Genomic DNA, 19,871 nt, shown 5'->3' on the forward strand with positions numbered 1-19,871 from the left:
AATGACGAAAGCACTCAGGCATATCAAGAAATATTCACCCATAATTCTTATCCTGGTCCTTTTCGCAGTTCTTGGATGCATCGGGAGTTCCCCGTACAAACAGACCACGCCTTCGGAACTGTTCTCAAACACGGGAGCCTTCGAGGGAAAAAAGGTATGCATAGAAGGGGTGGTCGAGATTCACGATATCCCTGAATATTTCTGGATTACGAATATCATGGTCGGAACAGTGGGTCAGAATAATCCGGGGCTTTACAGGGAGAATACTCTGACCCAGGTATGCGGCACATTTTCAAATTACAGCATCCAGCCGGATTCTGTAAGAAAGATCCTCTCCATATCGACTGAAAAAAACGTTTACCTCTCGAATGAGAGTCTTATAGTGCAGGTGGATTTTAATTCTACAACAGATGGAAAAGCAAATCTCCAGGTATCGGGGATAAAAAACGTTTTTGACAGGGCATTACTGAGCGAAACCAGGCAGGTGAACCTGAAAAAAGGGGATAATTTTTTCATTTTTGATTTCAAGACCCCGTCCTGCGAAGAATGCTCTGCCCTGAAGCCAGGCGAGTATTATCTCAATGCAACGGTCTCTCAAGATGGAAAAACCTATGAAACCTTCAAGAAAATCATGCTTGAGAGAGAAGGCGAAAACGTCTCTGGGGCCACCAATGCTTCGGCTGAAGTCATATCGCCTATGCAGGTAGGAACTAAAACATTGAACACCACTGTGAGCGTGGAATACTTCTACGACCCTGGCTGCCAGAAATGCGCAAAAGCAGCGCCTGTGATCGACCGCGTGTTGAAGTCCTATGGCGATAGGGTCAATTTTTCAAAATATAATGTGCTTACGGACGAAGGACTTCTCCTTGCGAAAAATTACCAGCTCCCCGGTGTTCCGTCAGTTGTCATTAATGGTAAAAAGCTCATTTCGTACGGGGATTATGGCGGAAATACTTCACAACTTGAGATGCGCTTGAGAGAAGCAATTGACACCGCCATCGTTTTACCTCCAACAACAGGTATTTCGGGGGAGAAAAAAATCACCCTCTCAGTGCCATCTGTTCTGGTTGTGGGCCTCTTTGCAGGATTTAACCCGTGTCTTCTCGCCATACTGGCTTTCATAGCTACGGTAACACTTGCCACAACCGGGAAACGGCGAAATGTTATCCTGATTGTCATGATGTTCAGCCTGGGCATCTTTGTCACATATTTGATAGTGGGAATAGGTCTTCTCAGTATTCTTGAACAGTCGCCATCCCTGCAAACAACAATCCGGAGCTTCCTGGTAGTGCTGATCGGTCTTTTGGGGATATGGCATGTATACGATGCCTGGCACATGAGAAAAAACACGGAATCTTCTTTCTATACCCCGAAAGTTTTCATCCGCCTTACAGAGAGCGTGACAAAGAAGGTAAGCCTTCCGGCATCCTTCTTCATAGGAGCCCTTTTCTCTCTGATAAAAGCACCCTGCGTCGGAGCGGTGTATTTCGTGATACTGGACATGGTCAGGAGCGGCAAGGGCGCGGGATTATTATATCTTGCAGCCTACAACCTCGGGGTGGTGCTGCCGGTGTTCATCCTGGGCGCAGCGATCGCTTTCGGCCTTAACCCGGAAAAAGTGGAAAAGTTCAGGAAAGAAAGAAGGTCTGCAATGCGGCTGATTACTGGAGTGACATTGATCGTAATTGCACTTTTGATGTACGCGGGAATAATTTAACCCAGCAGCGAACCAATCACAGTGATCAGGTTTTGTGTCATCGCCGTCATATCTTCATTTGTCACGGAAGGGTTGACCTTCAAGTTTCCGTTTATGATCACTGTTGGCGTTTCGTCAACCTGGAAACTCTCGGCGAGTGCGATATCTGCGTCGGCTTCGTCCTTTGCATCCCCTCTATTCAATGCAGCGATAAAATCATTGCCAAGACCTACGCTTGTGCCTATATCCCCAAGGACGATCTCACTTGTGATGTCTTTCTTTTCGACAAATTCTGCGTTGAAGAGCGCATTTTTCATCTCTTCGCCTTTACCCATCCTCTCAGCCAGGATATATGCCTCTATGCTTTTTCTAAAAGGCACATCTCCGGGCACTGACCTCCAGAGCATGGGTTTGTAGGTGATCTCCAGCTTGTCGCCGTACTTTTGTTTTATATCCGGCAATTGCTGATTGAGCGCATAACAATGTCCGCAATTGAATTTTAAAAATTCGGTTATTTTTACCTTTCCAGGTTCATATGTGCTCGGTTTATCCAGTTTGATGAATTTCCCTTCTGCAGGGAGTTTCCCTGGGTTCCCAGGAGCGGCAGACAAATATATGGCCAGCACCGCGATTATGAGCACTGCAATTCCCGCGTATATAAAAGTAAGGTTAGATTTTTTCGGGGGCTCAGGTTTGCGCTTCTTTTTTGCCATAATTTTTCAGGTTATTGGTTTTTCCTGCTATAACTATTGCGGTTTTATTTATCAACAACGTTTGAACTATATCATCTAATATTGAACTTGACCCCTATCTTGAACAGCCTCTTCGTAGGCAAATTCCTGACCTCGCATCCGGTTTTCTCGGCAATCTCCGATAAAATCTCCGCCATTCGTTCTTTACTTTCCGCTGAAAGAGTGAACCAGATATTGTAATTCGCCGGTCGAAGATAGTTATGGGATACCTCATCATACTGGTTTATAATGCCGGCCACTTCTTCGATCCTCTCCTCCGGAACCTTTACCGCGACCAGCGTACTCACGCCCCCCGTCTTCTTAGTGCTGATTATCGGGCCGATGCGCCTGATAGCGCCCTCTTCCTGAAGCCGCTTGATGCGTCTTATCACCTCGGCTTCATCCAGTCCGATGCTCTCGCCAAATTCCTTGAAAGGCCTGTGCACCAGCGGGAAATCAAGCTGGACCGCGTTCAATATCTTCTTATCGGTTTCATCAAGCGAGATCATGCTGTCACCGGGACATAGATACAATAAGGCTCTTCATCGAGATAATCTCCTGTCGCTGCGTAGGCACGAGCCCTGCATCCCCCACAAACGGTGCGGTACTCGCATTTCCCGCATTTCCCTTTGAGCCTGCCGGGGTCGCGCAGGTCGTTGAAGACCGCTGACTTTTCCCAGATCATCTTGAAAGGGCGCTCCCGTATATTTCCGGCAAGCGCAGGAAGGTATCCGCATGGGTATACATCGCCTCTGCTTGAAACGAAACAGAACGCCGAGCCGCCAAGACATCCCTTCGTCATCGCCTCAAATCCGTGCGTTTCCTGCGTTATCCTGATGCCCTCAGCTTTGGCGCGCTGGCGCATGATCCTGAAATAGTGCGGGGCGCATGTGGCTTTTAACTGGATACGCGAATTTTTGCTCATGTCGTAGAACCAGTTGAGCACACGTTCGTACTCCTCTGGCGGGATCTCATCCTCTTCGATATCTTCTCCTCTTCCTGTTGGAACAAGTAAAAATATATGGAGGGCGGATGCCCCCAGTTCAAGAGCAAGGTCGTATATGTGCGGGATCTCCGCAAGGTTCCTTTTTGTGATCGTGGTATTGATCTGGAAACTGATGCCTTCATTTTTCAAAATATCTATTCCGCGAAGCGCACCTTCAAATGCTCCGGGTTCACCCCTGAATGTGTCATGCGTAGCCGCATTTGAACCATCGATGCTGATGCTCACCCGCTGAATTCCGACTTCTTTCAACCTGCGGGCAATATCGGGAGTAAGGAGCGTACCGTTGGTGGCGAGCACGACGCGCAGGCCGTGCCCCGAGGCATACCTTGCGATATCGAAAACGTCAGCCCGAAGCAGCGGTTCTCCTCCCGTCAGGATTATAATGGGTTTGTATTCTACCAGTTCATCTACAAAATGCCTGGCCTCAGCGGTAGATAATTCATCAGGCGCTGGATCTCTTATTGCAGATGCCCGGCAATGGATGCATGCCAGGTTGCATGCGTTCGTAAGCTCCCATGCGACAAGCCTTGGGGGTCTCGTTTTATGTTCTGTCAATATTCTACGGATTATCTTTGGAAGTTAATAACCTTTATGTACATATTGAAAATGCTTAAATACAAGAATTCATACAGTGCTTTATACAGTTATTTTAAGCGGGACATAAAATGATAGCTACTGAGCACCTAAAGGATGATAAAGTTTGTGATGATTGGTTAAACAGCCTGAAACCTTCCACCGCAGCTACCTACATGTATGGTCTGCTCAAGTATTGTGAATATACGGGCAAAACGCCTTCCTTCTTAATCAATGAGGCGAGGGAAGATTTCATAAATAGGGTTCCCCCATGGGAATTGAGATATGTCAAACAAATCGAGGGGCTTGTATCCTCCTTTGACGGGAGTATGGCGAACTGGACGAAAATCGGTATTATAAAGGCTGTCAAGAATTTCTATAAATTCAATAAAATTCCTGCAATGGGACTGAATTATAGTAGAATTCCCATGATGGCGACCGAAAAATATCTGGATACTCCTGTGCTGAAAATCGAGGATGTTCGCAGGGCAGTTCAGATATGCGGGATTAAGGTTGAAGGGGATAACAATTGGCTAATAATCCAGAATGCAAGTATAAATCCAGAGTCCGGAAAGAATGGTGCTCAGTAATTTTTTAATTTAAATCCATTTATCTATTTTCAACACTTCCCCCGACGACCCTATATCCATCAATTCTTCCATAATGAAGAAATTACCCTGTAATCCGCCACAATGAATACATGTATTTGCAATTACTTCTTGTTGCAATGTTTGGCTATATATTCGTTTGATGTGTGGGTATAGTTCCATTAATTTCTTATCCAGAAGTGGCAAACTCCCAATATGATGACTTACTTCACAATCGAAATCGTAAGTGATATGTGGAGTAATCTCCGCACATTTCCAGCATTTTGTATTCCATTTGTATATTGGTAGCAATTAAATGAGACATCCACCTGTTTTTGCTCAAGCCGATTGATTTAATGCTATATGGCGCATTTTCTCCAATCCATATTACCAATGCTTGCCTCTGGTGTTGTTCCCAAGCCCTGACAGAACCCTTGGCTCTCAGTTCCAGAGAAAAATAATATACCGGCCTCATCTATTCTTTTCATTTTCCCAGAGTCGGCGATGATACGGCGATGATACATTCCAGCTCGAAGATTACATCTAATCCCTTTCTACTCAGTTTTTTCTTTTTCAAGATATTCTTTTATAGCTTCGCAAACCAAACATGTTATAGAAAGTAAATTATGAGCGACAAAGGACAAACATCTTCAAAACACCAGAAATCAACTGGAGAAAAGAAGAAACAGAAAAGTGGATGGATTTCAAGGAGTTCTGGTTCTGGAAAGAAAGAACAAAAAGATACAAGGATTGTATATGAAATAAGACCATATGAAACATACGAGGAATATTTGGCTTCGTTCGAAACTCCAGAAGAATAATATTTTTAACTTTTATATAATTATGATAAAATGGGCGCTTTTCAGTGGGTCGGGATAGTTGGATATGTCTTGCCCAATTATTAATCGTATAGACCCTTTGTGTCCACCGCAGCGTCGGTACCGGAGCTCGGCAGGTATTTAGAAGAAACCGGGGATGCAGGTTAAGTCGTGTTCCTTAACTGATGCCCCAATGACTGCACTTATGGAGAAATTATTTTCTGTTTAAAGTAGAGTGCTAATAACATCATTGACCCCGAAGCTGTTATCATCCAAGGTGAACCCAAAAGCAATAAAGCAATGGAAAAAGTCGGATAAAAATATACAAGCGCAATCAAAGGAGTAATCAGTGCGTTAGCTAAAAAAAATCGTCTTGTCCACAGTTCAAGCCCTTTCTTTTCAAACACTGGCACTGCAAATAATGTTGCCAAGCCCATGAAAATATACCCTAATGCATCAATGTCCCAGAAAAGAGAATGTGGTGTTTGGTCAAGTATGCGAACCTCATCGAAAGCTCCTCGAAGAGTCATTGGGATTACAGTCGCCAATTGAACAATATAATTCAAAGTAACATACAATGCATACATAACGGTAAAAAGAAGGGCTGCGTGAGTCCAAATTTTCATATCGTCAGATACTGAATAGTGTAGCGCAAGCATGGCAAGGATAAATGGTATCGGGATTAAAAGAGAAAATCCATATATAAGAATTCCATCCAAAGGAAATTTAAAATAACCAACAAGTTGTAGAATTTGGGCAACATCAAATCCAACACTTGCTATAAAGGCTATGAGTGCCGAGTAAAAACCTAATTTTATGGTACTATTATTCATAATTATAAAGTGCTATTAACTTATTTATATTTCTTATCTTTCAAGAATTCAATATTTTAATCGAGTTACCCAATAGAGATTTCTATGAATTGGGCGGGAATTACCCATACTAAAAATCTATCTAATTTAAGGTATTTAAACATGCCTGTATTGTGCAAAAACACCCGGTAAAAAAAGGTTATTAAGCAAAAGATTTACGTACCTTTATGTAATTAAATATACTTTTCCAATCCCTGAAATAGACCCTCATCCTGCGATGTTTAACAACCCTTTTCATTCTACAATATCCTAACAGAATCGTAAAAATTAGCTTTTAATATAGTTTATAATAAAAAAACCACCAAGTACTCCCAAATAAAAAGTTAAATATATATATAGAATCATATTTATAATACTTATTGGGACATCCATGAGTAGGGTAACTAAAAGGGTAATTATTCCAAAGATTACAGTAATAAACGATACTTTTATTATGAAATTCTTTCCGTTAACAATCCTTTTAGCCACGTTTACCAACTCATAGCCTAATAAGCATAAAAAATATGCTTAATTTCGCAGACGGCTTGAAGATGACAAAGTGCCGACTAATGCAGAGGATGACCGTTCCAGAGAACGGTTGGGGAGTTTTAATTATTTTCAACAATATTCTTTACTCCCGTTCTCAATCTGGATTGATATCTATAAGTCAATCTAAATTTTCTTTAGTTTTTCAACGCCTGCTTTCTTCACATTGGGTTTATTGATCTTTGCAGGCATCCAGGATGGTTTATTTTTAGGTGCAGAAACAAGCACTTTCCATCCTTTAAATATATGGACTTTCTTCGTTCCTCTTTCCCTCAGCCTTATTTCGGCAGGATTTGATTTTGTTCCTTTGCTGCGGTTGGCTGCTTTCAATGCTGCTTGTCGTGGCTGACTTCCTGAAAATACTCCAGTCTCTTTACCGTTCTTTGCTCTTAAAACAAAACTTCTTGTTTCCATTATTTTCTTACTTCTTGTTTTCGCCATATTTTCATACCCTGACAACATTCCGTTGCCTTATCATTAATTTATTATTATAATATATAAGTTTTACTAAGATACTGTCGGCTATGCACACTGATTTGTAAATATGCTGCTACTGATGCTCCTGTTTTTTAGCGCCCATAACCAAAGCTTGCTCAACCCACAGCATATCCTTCATTACGAGAACTATCTTATCGCGTAGTGGATAACTCTCTATCGAGTTCTTCAGAAGCTCGCCATATTTCTGATTTTCTCTCCCCTGCCGTTGCCATTTTGAACCTGTAACTTGCCTTTTCATAGTATGGTTCAAGTTCCCTGAATAGTTCAGGGTCATCGAAGAAGTGCTTGAAATAGTAGGCACCGCTGATTTTGAATATGTTTATTCTGGGACGCTTTTCAGTTATATCGAAAGAAAGCATGACTCACATATTAATTATCGTCTAAAGGTAGTGGTTCTTTTTTCACCTTTTCTCTTACTCCGACAGTCCTTGCACCTAATTGGTTCACTGTATCCCTTCTCTTCAAAGAACAGTTGCTCACCTTCTGTGAAAATGAAATCTTTGTTACAATCTATGCAATATATTTTTTTATCTCCCATACTTTATCATGCTCCCAATGAAGGTTATTTCCTATAGCATCTTCAATTTTAACAAACTTAAATCTTTCATTTAGTTTCGGGAACACTTTCACATCCCTTACCTCAACCTTATCCAGTGAGCCTCCCTCCAATATCTGATGTATTTCTCCAGTTTCGGAACGACCATAAACTCCCATGTGATAGTGAACGCCATCACTCAACACGGCATCCCTGTTTTCCACACATCCGAGATGCATCTCAAGCCCTTCATCTGTCGGGAAAGTGTCTGCAATCTAGCTGACATTATTGCAGTTTATAAACAATCTGAGCGGTTCTATATTGTGGGAATCGAGATCAAGGAATGGGATAAACGTGTAAATCCAAAAATAGCGATAGAATATCTGGAAATATACAGGCATTCGTGTGAATACTTCTATCTGGCAGCGAAAAATCTCTCAGAGTACCCTTGAATTGAAAGACATAGGACTTTTTGATTTGACAATGGTGAAGGTAATCAAGAATGCTGAATATTTGTTTCCTGATGTGGATTTCAGGGCGAATATGATGAACAGAATAAAGAATAACTTCAAGGTGCTGACCAATGCAGTAGATGACCCGTTTCAGAGGACGATAGGCGAGTTTTAGATTTTTATAACGCATGGTTGCTAAAAAAATAAGAAGTGAATGATTTGATTTTATCTTAAGACCTGACAACTATCCTCGCCCAAATCACTTGACTTCCCCTCTCCCCGTGTACTGGCTGAATTCCCACTGCTGCCTTTTGATGCCCTCAAGCGCACCTATCCGCATCCTCAGGCAATGCAAGCATAAGCGCGCCGATGTGCCTGTGGTTCAATTTGGGCGACCATGTATGCGATCTTGGCGGTGATGGTCGTGGTCTTGCCTGCGCCTGCGAGGATGAGTTGGGGGGCTTGGGTGTGCTTTATGGATTTGAGCTGGCGGGTTTAAGGGGAGGAGGGAGTCTAATGTTATGGACACTACCGTTTTATGCATAATGGATTACTTTTCCCATGTTAATCCTTTCCTAAAGGAGTCTATCCTTTGCCTCAAGTTTCCTGGATTCAGTGGAGTCCAGAATGATGGGAGATAACTTCCTGGAGATATCCTCCTGATAACGATCATAAAGCATGGAAGCATTTTTTCGATGACCTTGGGCTTTTCAGAGAGGCCAGGAAGTGTTAGGACTGCTTTCCATTTTCTCAGATTACTACCACAGTTACGAAAAAAGTGAATGTAGAGTTTGAATAAAGTTCTCCACAGCAGAACTGTTGGGTATAGTCATAAAGATCAAACCCAAAGAAACCAGCACAATGATTCTTAAGAACGCAATTACTGCGAAATTATGCCGGAAAGAGGTTTTTCTTGTTTTATGCTTGAAGATCATCATTGCAGCGATAGAACCAACTATCCCAAAAATGAACGTAGTGGCCAAAAGAGCTTTTTCAGGTATCCTGAAGAGGCCCAATTTGGCGAACAATTTATCGATGCTATAAATCAGGAAGGGCAAGATCTGGAGTACTGTAATTAAAATAATTAATTCTATAATTAAAGTTATATTAATATTCGTGTGTGATTTTCTTTATGATCTTGCTCTCCGGGATCTAAGGACAAGGCAGCAGCAGCCTCCGCAGCGATTGAGCGGCGCCGTCACCTGTTGAAGAGGATGAAGTATATGACTGTATTGAAATCGCACATCGTAAAGACTTCGCAGTCGCCATCAAACCCTGATGCTCAGGGGCAATATGCAAATCACACTCTAACAAGTGAGACAGGAATATTCACCATGTATCCAAATGAACGCGATCCTCCAGATATGGTTTATCGCTTTCTTTTTTCTCAGCAGGTTTACCGATAGGAATAACAGCAAGTGGAAAGATATTTGATGGGATACCCAGGAGTTTCTGTAAATTCTTATATTGGCTCTCCAGCGGATAAGCTCCAGTCCATACTGCTCCGTAGCCCAGTGAGTGGGCAGCTAAAAGTATATTCTGTGCTGCAATGCTGCAATCTTGCTGCCAGAATAGAGGAACTTTATCTCGGGTTGGATCTCCACATACAACAATGGCAACAGCTGCATCTTTTGCCATTTGGGCATAAGGGCTTGCTTTTGGTATTTCATTAAGGATGGATTTACTTTTTACAATTATGAAATGCCATGGTTGGGAGTTAGCTGCTGATGGTCCACTCATTGCAGCAGTAATAATTTTTCTAATGTCAACTTCCGGTATTTCTTCTTTTGTATATTTTCTTATTGATCTTCTGGTTCGCAATGCTTCTAAAACGTCCATTGTTCAGACCTCATTTTATTTGTGTGAATTCTCCAAATTACACATTCAATAAATCTATCACTTATTTCGAATCCACTCAATTATATTAATTACTGGGGTACTATTAATAAGTATTTAGTCTTTCAGTAGGTCCGATCAAGCTAGAAGTTGATGTATAACCTTTTGGATTACCCGGTAATGTTTGTTGTATTGTTGCATGATAGAAACGCTGTTCTTACTGGAGGATTGTGATGATTACTGTGAATGTTGAAAAGCTTGAAACTAACAAACCATATGAAGGAAAAGAAGCATCTTTTGACTTAAATATTTTTATGGATGGAAATACAATATCTGAGATAAGAAACGATTTAAAGGAGCATGTGGATGAAGCCACTAAAATCAGTGCCCGCTCGTTTTTCAAAGAAGAAGTAAAGTTTTTTGGTGTTAAGACATCGATCGTGAGGAAAATTGCAAAGAAATATTTCGAGGATATAAAATCCAAAAGTAAAAATGAGATATTCTCTCTATGTGAACAACTTTTACAAACAGATTATGGTGAAGAGGCTTTTATTGCATTTGAATGGGCATACTGGCTGCACAACGATTATGAACCAACCGACTTTAGGGTTTTTGAAACCTGGCTTATCAAATACGTAAATAATTGGGCTAAATGCGATACTCTGTGTAATCATGCAATAGGCTCCTTTGTAGAACTATTCCCCCAATATATTGAAAATCTCAAAGCCTGGACAAAATCAAATAACCGATGGCTAAGGCGTGCCTCGGCAGTAACATTGATCTTGCCTGCCAGAAAAGGAAAATTCTTAGACGATATTTTTGAAATCGCAGACGGCTTATTGAAAGATAAGGACGATTTAGTCCAAAAAGGATATGGTTGGATGCTTAAGGAAGCAAGCAGGAAACATCGGGAAGAAGTGTTTGAATATGTAATGAAAAACAAAAATGAAATGCCGCGAACGGCGCTGAGATATGCTATTGAAAAAATGCCAGAAGATTTGAAACGCTTAGGGATGGAAAAAAATTGATGTCTTAAAGTCACTTTTTATTATAGAACCATTAATATGAAGTATCAGAAATTTTTATAATACCATTCCTCACGAATCACAAACCCTGGTTGCCATAATTTTACTCCTATAAGTTCTCTAATCTTTGCTCTCATCGGCAAGCCGTTTGCGTCTTTTAATTTCCGCAACATTTGGATTATCAAGCGCAAACGATCCGGTCTTGAGCTTTCCGGCGGGTTCATAGGTCGCGATGATGACACCAGTGGTAGAAGTTTTGCTATCGATAAGCTTGAGATTGGCCGGTTGTGTTCCTTCGCCAAATAGCCTTTTTCCCTTCCCTATAGTAACCGGGAAAATCCATAACCGAAATTCGTCGATAAGATCGTGTTTAAGCAGGGTTTGAATAAGATTGCTGCTGCCGTGCACCTGGAGTTCGGGCCCTTTTTGTTCCTTGAGATTTCTGATTGCCTGCACCACGTTTCCCATTATCAGTGTAGAATTATTCCACTTCACTTCATCAAGCGTTCCGGAGACAACATACTTCTTGATGCTGTTCAATTTGTCGGCAACCGGGTCATCTTTAATGTTTGGCCAGTGTGCCGCGAAGATTTCATACGTCTTCCTGCCCAATAATAATTCAAACGGCTTTGCCATATATCCGCCCATGACTTGCCCCATCATGTCGTCCCAGTAATTGACCGTCCATCCGCCGTAGGTGAAACCGCCGGTCGGATCTTCCTCCGGTCCTCCTGGTGCTTGCATAACGCCGTCAAGCGTTACAAATGTGCTTACAATGAGCTTTCTCATGTTAATTGACCCCACACGTCTTCACGACATCTAACGGCCCTTTCTCTGTTTTCTCCATATCGAATATTCACCCCCAATGAAGCAATCTCAATTATATGTTAGAATTTTTTGCTATAAATACTTGTCTGGGATTGGGCTCTGTCAAGTCTGCGGTTGTTAATATTATATAAATCATCATATCGTTAGTATTTGCCTTTGAAAAGAGCGCTATCCTTTCGGCTGACGAAGACGTACCCCTTGAGCCAAAACTTTTATCCAAATAAAAACTTAACATTATTGTTTGAGTGTGAGCAATGGTAACCGCTGACAAACCCCGGGCAATAATGTCTGCAAGAATGCTCTGGCTTGATTGGGTCAGAGTTCTTGCCATGGGCATGATTTTTTTGTTTCATAGTAGCAGGCCTTTCGCCCCTCCTTCATGGCATATTATGAACCAGACTCTTGACTTGGGGTTTACTCTGTTCGACATCTTCGTTTCTGGTTGGATCATGCCTTTATTCTTCGCGGTTTCAGGTATCGCAGTCTACTTTTCTTTAGCAAAACGTAGTACCTCCCAATTCGTAGGCGACAGATTCATGAGACTCATGATTCCCTTCCTTTTCGTCGGCTTGCTCGTTATCCTGTCCGTAAACGTTTACTATGATGCAGTATTTCATCGCTATTTCACCGGAGATTTCCTCAGTTTTTACCTTGGGCCGTACTTCACGAAATATTTCCCCTTCGACCTCAACTTTTCGCCCACTTATTTCGCAAACTCAAACCAGGGTATATACCTTTGGTATCTTTTCTGGCTCTTCGTCTTCTCTCTGGCCACATTTCACTTATTCAAATGGCTCGCAGAAGAGCGAAACCGCAACAGACTCTCGAAACTATACTCTGTCTGCAACACGCGCGGGGGCATTTTACTGCTCGGGATCCCTCTGATCATTGTGAACATAGCTGCGGTGCCCCCATACTTTATCTTTCCCAGCGGATATGGAGGCTGGAAGCTTCCCGCATACCTCGTATTATTCATTACAGCTTATGTGATGGCTTCCAGCCCTCAATTCGAAGAGTCTATAGAGAAAAACAGGGTACCCGCGCTCTTTCTTGGGATCATCACCAGCCTCTTAGTATTTGCTTTGGCGACGATAGTTCTGTCTGATCCATCTGCGATGGAACGCTACTATGTTCCAGTTTCTATCGTGTGGGCGCTGAACGGATGGTGCTGGGTAACGGCGATACTTGGCTTCGGGCGCAAGTATCTCTCCTTCGACCACAAATACCTGAAGGTCTCAAATGAACTCGTTCTGCCGTTCTATGTTCTTCATCAGTCCGTAATTGTTGCAATCGCCTTCTATGTCATCGGCTTGGATTTGATCGTATTTGAAAAGTATTTCCTCATAGTGCTCGCATCGTTTTCTATCATAGTTGCCCTGCTCTATCCGATTAGCAGGATCAATTTGCTCAGGTTCCTGTTTGGAATGAGGATGAAGAAGCGGCCCCCATGAGAGAAAGCACCGACTCAGGACAAATCTCAATCTGCGATTGATCCTTCGGTTAACTTCAAATTAGGATATTATAGAAGAATGAATAAGATTTACGACGAATGTAAAATTTATGAAAAAATACAACAAACAAGATCAGAGATTATTGGCAACCTGGGCTGCGGACTGCGCCGAACGAGTACTTCCATTTTTTGAGAAGGCATATCCGAAAGACGACCGACCCCGCAAAGCCATCGAAGCATGCCGAACATGGGTTCGCACAGGGGTATTCAAGATGGCTGATATACGCGGAGCTTCTCTTGCAGCTCATGCCGCCGCCCGCGAAGCGAAAGAAAATAAAACGGCTTGTTTTGCCGCGCGTGCCGCAGGCCAAGCGGTGGCAACTGTACATGTTCCCCAACACGCCCTCGGCGGCGCTTACTATGCTCTTAAAGCCGTTGCGGTAGCTGACCTTGCTAATGCCGATGTTAAAATTGCCAAAGAACGCAATTGGCAATCACGGCGTCTTCCAAAAAATCTAAGGCAAGAAATTTTAAATAAAATAATAATTCAAAAACGTGACGATGGAATTTTTATCAAAATACAAAAAGGCAAGGATTTTTAATAATTAAGGGATTAGTACGTAAGCAGAGACTTAAGGAGTCGTATTTTGCTTAACCAATAATAAAAATTAAACGCAAAGTTAGATATTCTCGAAGAACTTATTCAATTCAGGGACTTGGCAATCTCGTTCAAAATCAAAAAGGTTTTGAGCAGGCTTGGGCCTATCAATTGAGGTGGGAAAAATGGTAATTACTCAAATAGCAACTGTAGCTGTCATGGTATCCGATGAAAACAAAGCAAAAGAATGGTATAAGAAAAAATTGAAATTCGAAGTTATGAGCGACGAACCGCACTGGATTGTGGTCGGTCCGAAAGGCTCTTCTACAGGATTGCATCTCTGTCCTGATGCGGAACTTGAACCGGGAAACCAGGGGATTGTACTAAAAGCGGACAGCATAGAAAAGACATGCAAAGAATTGAAAGATAATGGCATTGAATTCGTGCGTGAACTCTCTCCATCAGAGTGGGATGAAAATATTAGATACGCAGTGTTCAAAGATCCGGATGGAAATGAGTTTTCGCTTATGCCAAAGTGAATCCAATTCTATCGCAGGAGTGATGATGAAGCTTTATAAAGTCAAAACTTTCAGGACTCTATATTACAAATTGATAATTGTCAGCCTTAAATACAGCGCCATGTAATACTTCCCTGGAGGGTTACTATATGCATACAATCACAGACGATTTCATGAGGCAGATGCTCCTCAAGACGAAGAATTACTGTATCGTTATTTTGAGAGCCGGGCCGAAAAGTAAGGAACCTGGCGCAGAAAAGATCATATGGGAACATGGCAGGAGGAACTTCGCGCTCCGTGCGGATGGAGTGTTGCCGATTGTTTGCCCCGTCATTGACGGAAGCGATATAAGAGGCGTTGGCATATTCGATACCACTGTTGAAGAAACAAAAAGGATAATGGATGAAGATCCGGGAGTAAAAGCACAAATCTTTGTCTACGAACTTCATGCGTGTCGGAGCTTCCCGGGAAGTTGCTTACCGAAATGATACTTAAATTCATTACTCTGAATATAACAGGGATTCATAAACTATATTCGACAATGCGCTTCAGACTATTTCTGACTGGTATGACGTTTTATTGACACCTAATTTTCTTATCAGCCCTACAGCTTTCACAATTATAAGTTAACTCCCAATATATCTTTGAGAACTTGTGAGGCCTTTTTGACATATTCATCTGATGGTTCAGTGAGCTTTCCTTCTCCGACACATTCAGGGACTATAAAATTCTTATAAAATTTCCCTATCTAAACTACCAAATACTTAAGCAAAATCTCTTCCAAAACGAAGAACTCTTTTCCACTCATCTCTTTCAGTGTATTCCTCATTGTAGTATGCATTCAACAGAACCCACATTTTGAAGAACATATCGCTTCCTCAGCCTGATTCCACACGATGGATTTTCAGCAGGGCTGTGCCTCGCCTTCGGGGCCCGTCGGGGTTGGCATCTTGACGACTTCGAAATCTGTGGTTTTCACATTCTTAAGGAGTGCAAGCTCCTGGTCATTCCAGCGGGAGTCGGGGGCGCCAGACAGGAACATCGCGCCGCCGTTATCAGCGATAATCATCCCGTATTTTTTCAAAGCGCGCAGTATGACCTGCTCATTTTCAGGAAACTCGCTTATGTTAAAGCTCGCCTTGAGGCGGAAGCGGGCTCCCATGGGCGGGTATTTTGCATCCGTCAGAGTACTCGCGTAGTGCCTTGCGGGGCATACGAACGCTTTGCGGGTTTTGGGAACGGTAAAGCGGAGAGCGTGCTTGATTTCCTTCCGGCCTACCACCTCATCGTAGCGCACCAGGCCTGGGAATATCGGGAGACCTGCCGCGTCGGCCGAGGTGAAGCGCGCCGGCCTCAAGGCGTTTGAAGTAAGATTGAAGACTGCGCCAGACCCTGCCTTCCACGAACCGTCGCTGTTAGGGTAGCCCGCATAAAGCTCGTAAAGCGTCTTGGCGTCACGGTCGATAACGAGGATATGTCTGTCCCCGGAGCTTTGTGGCCCGCCCTCAATCGGCGCATCCGGAGGGATGGGGTAGGGGACTTTGTCGCTTTCTTCCGCATAATCGAATGAGACTTTGACTTTGGGCTGGCTTCCGGAAACGACGATATAGGGGATGCCGTTTGGCGCCCCGTTCCAGACGGTTCCGAAATCAGGGTGGAGAGGACGAATTCCGATTGTTGAAATTATGAGGTTTGAATCGGGGTCGACAGGAAGGGCCGAGATGTCCTCATTCCACGGATTGTCCGGTGGAAAAGACAAGAAACCTTGCATGTCTGCGCCCGGGCCGAGATCCGGAACACCGACCTGAGCGCTTCCTTCTGGTATGGGGGCTGAAGTCGGAGTCGTACCTATATTTGTGGAAGCTGGAGCAGTGCTCATTGGAGGTGGAATTGAGATACAGCCGGATAAAAAGAATGCGGTGACGAGAAACACAACGAAGATCTTCACTTTCCCCATCATGCTACCAGCGGAATTATTTGACTCATCGCCATTATATTCACATTTTCGTCCTGCCTCTTTTTCATTCCCCTTGTTCATTTCTTGACCCTTCTTTATGGAAGGTATATTTGCTTGGCAATAAATCTAATGCCAGGAAAACAGTATAAAAATAGAAATTAATTATTCTTATATGTTTAAATATGTAGGCCATTTTCATAAAGGGAATATTTAAAAATCCATAAATGCCCGGATTGCCATCATTGAAAAAGGATTGACCCAATTGTCCATAAAAAACTGCGTAATATGTTATCCGATTTCGAAAGTGTTAAGCAGCATTTCTTTACATGAAGGTCAAGATTTTTCAAACCTTTTCCATTTAAATGTGTCTCCACTTCAAGATAATCTTTCAGATAGCTATTGATGCCCTCGTTACAGTTTCTGCCGAATAAAGAATAACGGTTGCCCGTCCTCCCTATTCTAAGAAGAACCGTACGTGAAAGTTCCCTCCATACGGCTCAAGCATTTTTTTACACTTTAAATCGGGCAGCAGACCTGAAAGAAGCGTTTTGAATATGGGAATTTTCATAGCTTTTCCATTTTTACGGTTGATACTTCATTATACCGAAAACAGTCAGTTGTGTGATCATTCACCATTCCTACCGCCTGCATCAGGGCTTCGAGCTTCCTGAGCAAGCCGGGGGACAACTCTATCATTGATGCGGGGCTCTTTTTCTGTTTTCTCCATATCCCCCCAATGAAGCAGAATCTCAATTATATGTTAGAAATTTTTGCTATAAATACTTGTCTGGGATTGCTGCTGTGGATAGGTTTATTTAACAAAAATTTTATAACACCTGAGTAACTTCAGGTGAAACTATGGCACGGAAAAAGATTTTGATTACAATCGTTTTGATGGTGCTGATGGCATTTACGCTCGGATGCACCGAGAAATCCCAGCCTGTACAAAGCGGAAAAGACAGGATAGCCACCATCGAGACCAATAAGGGTATTATCAAATTCGAGCTATTCGAAAAAGAGGCACCTTTAACTACAAGTAACTTCATAGAATTGGCGCAGAGCGGTTTTTATAATGGTCTCACATTCCACAGGGTTGAGCCAGGGTTCGTAATTCAAGGCGGGGACCCCAAGGGAGATGGCACAGGCGGTTCACCTAAGACCATTCCTCTTGAGATAGCCCCCTCACTGACGCATAAGAAAGGTGCAGTGGGTATGGCTCGTTCCAGTGATCCGAACAGTGCGTCATCTCAGTTCTATATAGTCCTTGCAGACGCAAAGTTCCTGGATGGGCAATATGCAGTATTTGGACAGGTCACTGAAGGGCAGGATGTAGCTGAAAAGATCGCAGTAGGCGATAAGATGCTTAAAGTTACGATAGGAGAGAAATAACCAACCATGGCAGACATTATAATCAGTCGCAGAAAACATCATATTCCGGCTTATATTGCCGGTACGGGAAACGCTGGAGTCATTCTCATTCACGAAGTATGGGGGCTTAACAAGAATATAAGAATCCTTGCTGATCGCCTGGCTGCTGAGGGTTATGTTGTTCTCGCACCGGATCTTATTTCCCAGACCGGAATCACTGAAAAAATAGACCAGTCCATTCTGGCTGAGGTCGCCAATCCTTCTACCCGCGATGAAGCCCAAAAGAAAATGCGTGCGGCTATGAGTCCGATCAGGTCGGAAGAATTTGGGAAGGAAACTGTGGAACGGCTCAAAATATGCTTCAGCTATCTGAAGCGGGAGTACAAGGTGGAGAAAATTGCAGTCATGGGATTTTGTTTTGGTGGTACCTACAGCTACAGCTTTGCAGCAAGTGAAACGGCTCTTGCCGCAGCTTTGCCGTTTTATGGACACGCGCCTGAGAAAGAGGAAGAATTGGCCAAAATCTCATGCCCGGTCATAGCATTTTACGGCATAAAAGATATTGCGTTAGTGCAGGGCTTGCCGCAACTTGAAGCGTCAATGAAAAAGCTCAATAAAGATTTCCAGTACAAAGTATATCCGAATGCTGGTCATGCATTCATGAACGATACAAACCCGACAACATACAACAAAGAAGCAGCGGAGGATGCCTGGGGAAAAGCGTTGCAGTTCTTAAAGAAACATCTTTAAAAACATGAAGAATATCCAGCCGCTGTGGGACAGAAAAATTGATGTTCCGAGGAATAGAGACCGGGTATTATTAAAAAAGATTAGCGTAATAATGATTTCATTTTTTTAGCGTAGGAAACTATAAAGCATACCTCAAACGTGCATCATTTAAAAACGGGACTGTAAAAAAGTTTGGTGTTGGGGGCTATCATGAAATATTTGAAAATAAGAAACCGCAGATAAACGCCGATGAACGCAGATTTATGATAGCGTATTTGCGATATATAATATTGTAACACCAAAAGATTTTACACCCACTTAAAAACGAAAAACTTATACCCTATAATGTATAATTATTTCGAAGGGAGCGAGAAAACTGAATGTCTTAGAATGAAATATTTATAGAAGTACTTGATTTGTTATTTTGATTGTTACAATGGAGGAAGATATTATGCCAAAAATGAAAGCAATACAGGTGACCGCTCCTGGAACAGATTTTAAGTTGGTTAATATTGATATTCCTGAGCCAAAAGAGAATGAAGTTCTTATTAAAGTTGAAGCATGTGGTATCTGCCATGGGGATGTATTGGTAAAGGAAGGCCACTTTCCTGGACTCACCTATCCAAGGATACCCGGACATGAAGTTGTTGGAACCATAAAAAAATTAGGTTCTGACTCAAAGCATTGGAAAGTTGGGCAAAGAGTCGGGATTGGGTGGCATGGCGGCCATTGCTGCCACTGCAGAGCCTGTCGTAATGGTGAATTTGGTTCCTGTGAAAATGCTCTTGTTACAGGTCTTTCAATGGATGGGGGGTATGCAGAATATATGGTAGCTAGAATGGAGGTGCTTACACCTATTCCCGGGGAGCTTAATTCAATTGATGCAGCACCTTTGCTCTGTGCTGGCAGAACAACTTTTGGAGCATTAAGAAGTTCCAACCTAAAAGGAGGTGACCTTGTAGCAATTCATGGATTGGGAGGACTTGGTCATCTTGCAGTACAATTTGCTAATAAGCTGGGTTTAAAAGTTGCAGTAATTTCAAGAGGAAAAGAAAAGGAGCAATTGGCAAAAAAGCTTGGAGCTCACTACTATTTTGATTCAAATGCTGTTGAACCGGCGGAAGAGCTAATGAAACTGGGTGGAGCAAATGTCATACTTTGCACTGCTCCAAACAGCAAATCAATGGCAGAACTTGTAAATGGTTTAGCCAGAAATGGTCAGATGATTATAGTCACCTTTTCAAACGAACCAATGACCATACCGCC

General features: G+C 42.6%; 25 protein-coding genes. 13 read left to right on the top strand and 12 right to left on the bottom strand.

Going from position 1 to position 19,871, the window contains the following annotated elements; all coding sequences use genetic code 11:
* Nucleotide 1 precedes the first annotated feature (1 nt).
* Entirely contained in the window at nucleotides 2–1,720 is a 1,719-nt protein-coding gene (locus O8C65_09425) for a sulfite exporter TauE/SafE family protein (protein ID MCZ7357142.1), read from the top strand.
* Here the strand turns inward: O8C65_09425 and O8C65_09430 are convergent.
* From O8C65_09430 to ahbD, 3 genes are all read right to left on the bottom strand, one after another.
* On the bottom strand, nucleotides 1,717–2,412 hold the full coding sequence (locus O8C65_09430; protein ID MCZ7357143.1) for a DsbA family protein: 696 nt from the start codon (nucleotides 2,410–2,412) through the stop codon (nucleotides 1,717–1,719). The two genes, O8C65_09425 and O8C65_09430, sit on opposite strands and share 4 nt — an antisense overlap.
* Nucleotides 2,413–2,483: 71 nt before the next feature.
* Nucleotides 2,484–2,939 (bottom strand): AsnC family transcriptional regulator, encoded by a 456-nt coding sequence (locus tag O8C65_09435; GenBank protein ID MCZ7357144.1) that lies wholly within the window; start codon nucleotides 2,937–2,939, stop codon nucleotides 2,484–2,486.
* Nucleotides 2,936–3,991, bottom strand: coding sequence for a heme b synthase (gene ahbD, locus O8C65_09440; GenBank protein ID MCZ7357145.1), 1,056 nt, complete (start codon nucleotides 3,989–3,991; stop codon nucleotides 2,936–2,938). Before ahbD ends, O8C65_09435 begins: the two co-directional genes overlap by 4 nt.
* Before the next feature lie 110 nt (nucleotides 3,992–4,101).
* Between ahbD and O8C65_09445 the strand changes: the two genes are divergently transcribed.
* On the top strand, nucleotides 4,102–4,599 hold the full coding sequence (locus tag O8C65_09445) for a hypothetical protein (GenBank protein MCZ7357146.1): 498 nt from the start codon (nucleotides 4,102–4,104) through the stop codon (nucleotides 4,597–4,599).
* 356 nt (nucleotides 4,600–4,955) lie between these two features.
* Here the strand turns inward: O8C65_09445 and O8C65_09450 are convergent, their stop codons facing one another.
* Nucleotides 4,956–5,084 carry a hypothetical protein gene (locus O8C65_09450; GenBank protein MCZ7357147.1) on the bottom strand — a complete coding sequence of 43 codons (129 nt, stop codon included), beginning with the start codon at nucleotides 5,082–5,084 and terminating at the stop codon, nucleotides 4,956–4,958.
* A gap of 138 nt (nucleotides 5,085–5,222) precedes the next feature.
* On the opposite strand from O8C65_09450, the gene O8C65_09455 reads away from it, so the two are divergent.
* A complete protein-coding gene (locus O8C65_09455) occupies nucleotides 5,223–5,417 on the top strand; it encodes a hypothetical protein (protein MCZ7357148.1) in 195 nt (64 codons plus the stop codon).
* 200 nt (nucleotides 5,418–5,617) lie between these two features.
* Here O8C65_09455 and O8C65_09460 read toward each other — a convergent pair whose 3' ends face one another.
* From O8C65_09460 to O8C65_09475, 4 genes are all read right to left on the bottom strand, one after another.
* Nucleotides 5,618–6,247 carry a hypothetical protein gene (locus O8C65_09460; GenBank protein ID MCZ7357149.1) on the bottom strand — a complete coding sequence of 210 codons (630 nt, stop codon included), beginning with the start codon at nucleotides 6,245–6,247 and terminating at the stop codon, nucleotides 5,618–5,620.
* Nucleotides 6,248–6,937: 690 nt separating this feature from the next.
* A complete protein-coding gene (locus O8C65_09465) occupies nucleotides 6,938–7,228 on the bottom strand; it encodes a non-histone chromosomal MC1 family protein (protein MCZ7357150.1) in 291 nt (96 codons plus the stop codon).
* Nucleotides 7,229–7,440: 212 nt separating this feature from the next.
* Nucleotides 7,441–7,668: a hypothetical protein gene (locus O8C65_09470; GenBank protein ID MCZ7357151.1), complete on the bottom strand. Its 228-nt coding sequence runs from the start codon at nucleotides 7,666–7,668 to the stop codon at nucleotides 7,441–7,443.
* A 151-nt stretch (nucleotides 7,669–7,819) separates the two neighbouring features.
* Nucleotides 7,820–8,068: a hypothetical protein gene (locus tag O8C65_09475; GenBank protein MCZ7357152.1), complete on the bottom strand. Its 249-nt coding sequence runs from the start codon at nucleotides 8,066–8,068 to the stop codon at nucleotides 7,820–7,822.
* A gap of 181 nt (nucleotides 8,069–8,249) precedes the next feature.
* On the opposite strand from O8C65_09475, the gene O8C65_09480 reads away from it, so the two are divergent.
* Complete coding sequence (locus tag O8C65_09480) at nucleotides 8,250–8,471, top strand: hypothetical protein (protein ID MCZ7357153.1); 222 nt, start codon at nucleotides 8,250–8,252, stop codon at nucleotides 8,469–8,471.
* Nucleotides 8,472–8,683: 212 nt separating this feature from the next.
* Nucleotides 8,684–8,842 (top strand): hypothetical protein, encoded by a 159-nt coding sequence (locus tag O8C65_09485; protein ID MCZ7357154.1) that lies wholly within the window; start codon nucleotides 8,684–8,686, stop codon nucleotides 8,840–8,842.
* Between the two features lie 783 nt (nucleotides 8,843–9,625).
* On the opposite strand, the gene O8C65_09490 is transcribed toward O8C65_09485, so the two are convergent.
* A complete protein-coding gene (locus O8C65_09490; GenBank protein MCZ7357155.1) occupies nucleotides 9,626–10,135 on the bottom strand; it encodes a nitroreductase family protein in 510 nt (169 codons plus the stop codon).
* 230 nt (nucleotides 10,136–10,365) lie between these two features.
* Between O8C65_09490 and O8C65_09495 the strand changes: the two genes are divergently transcribed.
* Nucleotides 10,366–11,160 (top strand): DNA alkylation repair protein, encoded by a 795-nt coding sequence (locus O8C65_09495; protein MCZ7357156.1) that lies wholly within the window; start codon nucleotides 10,366–10,368, stop codon nucleotides 11,158–11,160.
* A 117-nt stretch (nucleotides 11,161–11,277) separates the two neighbouring features.
* Here O8C65_09495 and O8C65_09500 read toward each other — a convergent pair whose 3' ends face one another.
* On the bottom strand, nucleotides 11,278–11,946 hold the full coding sequence (locus O8C65_09500; protein ID MCZ7357157.1) for a dihydrofolate reductase family protein: 669 nt from the start codon (nucleotides 11,944–11,946) through the stop codon (nucleotides 11,278–11,280).
* Nucleotides 11,947–12,239: 293 nt separating this feature from the next.
* Between O8C65_09500 and O8C65_09505 the strand changes: the two genes are divergently transcribed.
* The 4 genes from O8C65_09505 (at nucleotide 12,240) to O8C65_09520 (ending at nucleotide 15,039) form a co-directional block, all read left to right on the top strand.
* Nucleotides 12,240–13,436, top strand: coding sequence for an acyltransferase family protein (locus tag O8C65_09505; GenBank protein MCZ7357158.1), 1,197 nt, complete (start codon nucleotides 12,240–12,242; stop codon nucleotides 13,434–13,436).
* A gap of 109 nt (nucleotides 13,437–13,545) precedes the next feature.
* Nucleotides 13,546–14,037, top strand: coding sequence for a hypothetical protein (locus O8C65_09510; GenBank protein MCZ7357159.1), 492 nt, complete (start codon nucleotides 13,546–13,548; stop codon nucleotides 14,035–14,037).
* 181 nt (nucleotides 14,038–14,218) lie between these two features.
* Entirely contained in the window at nucleotides 14,219–14,572 is a 354-nt protein-coding gene (locus O8C65_09515) for a VOC family protein (GenBank protein MCZ7357160.1), read from the top strand.
* 128 nt (nucleotides 14,573–14,700) lie between these two features.
* A complete protein-coding gene (locus O8C65_09520) occupies nucleotides 14,701–15,039 on the top strand; it encodes a hypothetical protein (protein ID MCZ7357161.1) in 339 nt (112 codons plus the stop codon).
* Between the two features lie 416 nt (nucleotides 15,040–15,455).
* On the opposite strand, the gene O8C65_09525 is transcribed toward O8C65_09520, so the two are convergent.
* Both O8C65_09525 and O8C65_09530 read right to left on the bottom strand, forming a co-directional pair.
* Entirely contained in the window at nucleotides 15,456–16,589 is a 1,134-nt protein-coding gene (locus tag O8C65_09525; protein ID MCZ7357162.1) for a hypothetical protein, read from the bottom strand.
* Nucleotides 16,590–17,072: 483 nt separating this feature from the next.
* Nucleotides 17,073–17,261: a hypothetical protein gene (locus O8C65_09530; protein MCZ7357163.1), complete on the bottom strand. Its 189-nt coding sequence runs from the start codon at nucleotides 17,259–17,261 to the stop codon at nucleotides 17,073–17,075.
* Between the two features lie 105 nt (nucleotides 17,262–17,366).
* On the opposite strand from O8C65_09530, the gene O8C65_09535 reads away from it, so the two are divergent.
* The 3 genes from O8C65_09535 to O8C65_09545 all read left to right on the top strand — a co-directional run.
* Nucleotides 17,367–17,897: a peptidylprolyl isomerase gene (locus O8C65_09535; protein ID MCZ7357164.1), complete on the top strand. Its 531-nt coding sequence runs from the start codon at nucleotides 17,367–17,369 to the stop codon at nucleotides 17,895–17,897.
* Nucleotides 17,898–17,903: 6 nt separating this feature from the next.
* Complete coding sequence (locus O8C65_09540) at nucleotides 17,904–18,626, top strand: dienelactone hydrolase family protein (GenBank protein MCZ7357165.1); 723 nt, start codon at nucleotides 17,904–17,906, stop codon at nucleotides 18,624–18,626.
* A 403-nt stretch (nucleotides 18,627–19,029) separates the two neighbouring features.
* Nucleotides 19,030–19,871, top strand: an 842-nt coding sequence (locus O8C65_09545) for an alcohol dehydrogenase catalytic domain-containing protein (protein MCZ7357166.1), incomplete at its 3' end; no start/stop codon positions are given.

The organism is Candidatus Methanoperedens sp., from assembly GCA_027460535.1.
Classification (GTDB): Archaea; Halobacteriota; Methanosarcinia; order Methanosarcinales; family Methanoperedenaceae; genus Methanoperedens.

Excerpts from the sequence above, each read along its gene's own strand:
- O8C65_09425 (MCZ7357142.1), top strand. The coding sequence starts at position 2 with ATGACGAAAGCACTCAGGCATATCAAGAAATATTCACCCATAATTCTT.
- O8C65_09430 (MCZ7357143.1), bottom strand. The coding sequence starts at position 2,412 with ATGGCAAAAAAGAAGCGCAAACCTGAGCCCCCGAAAAAATCTAACCTT.
- O8C65_09435 (MCZ7357144.1), bottom strand. The coding sequence starts at position 2,939 with ATGATCTCGCTTGATGAAACCGATAAGAAGATATTGAACGCGGTCCAG.
- O8C65_09445 (MCZ7357146.1), top strand. The coding sequence starts at position 4,102 with ATGATAGCTACTGAGCACCTAAAGGATGATAAAGTTTGTGATGATTGG.
- O8C65_09450 (MCZ7357147.1), bottom strand. The coding sequence starts at position 5,084 with ATGAAAAGAATAGATGAGGCCGGTATATTATTTTTCTCTGGAACTGAG.
- O8C65_09455 (MCZ7357148.1), top strand. The coding sequence starts at position 5,223 with ATGAGCGACAAAGGACAAACATCTTCAAAACACCAGAAATCAACTGGA.
- O8C65_09460 (MCZ7357149.1), bottom strand. The coding sequence starts at position 6,247 with ATGAATAATAGTACCATAAAATTAGGTTTTTACTCGGCACTCATAGCC.
- O8C65_09470 (MCZ7357151.1), bottom strand. The coding sequence starts at position 7,668 with ATGCTTTCTTTCGATATAACTGAAAAGCGTCCCAGAATAAACATATTC.
- O8C65_09490 (MCZ7357155.1), bottom strand. The coding sequence starts at position 10,135 with ATGGACGTTTTAGAAGCATTGCGAACCAGAAGATCAATAAGAAAATAT.
- O8C65_09495 (MCZ7357156.1), top strand. The coding sequence starts at position 10,366 with ATGATTACTGTGAATGTTGAAAAGCTTGAAACTAACAAACCATATGAA.
- O8C65_09500 (MCZ7357157.1), bottom strand. The coding sequence starts at position 11,946 with ATGAGAAAGCTCATTGTAAGCACATTTGTAACGCTTGACGGCGTTATG.
- O8C65_09505 (MCZ7357158.1), top strand. The coding sequence starts at position 12,240 with ATGGTAACCGCTGACAAACCCCGGGCAATAATGTCTGCAAGAATGCTC.
- O8C65_09510 (MCZ7357159.1), top strand. The coding sequence starts at position 13,546 with ATGAAAAAATACAACAAACAAGATCAGAGATTATTGGCAACCTGGGCT.
- O8C65_09515 (MCZ7357160.1), top strand. The coding sequence starts at position 14,219 with ATGGTAATTACTCAAATAGCAACTGTAGCTGTCATGGTATCCGATGAA.
- O8C65_09520 (MCZ7357161.1), top strand. The coding sequence starts at position 14,701 with ATGCATACAATCACAGACGATTTCATGAGGCAGATGCTCCTCAAGACG.
- O8C65_09525 (MCZ7357162.1), bottom strand. The coding sequence starts at position 16,589 with ATGAACAAGGGGAATGAAAAAGAGGCAGGACGAAAATGTGAATATAAT.
- O8C65_09535 (MCZ7357164.1), top strand. The coding sequence starts at position 17,367 with ATGGCACGGAAAAAGATTTTGATTACAATCGTTTTGATGGTGCTGATG.
- O8C65_09540 (MCZ7357165.1), top strand. The coding sequence starts at position 17,904 with ATGGCAGACATTATAATCAGTCGCAGAAAACATCATATTCCGGCTTAT.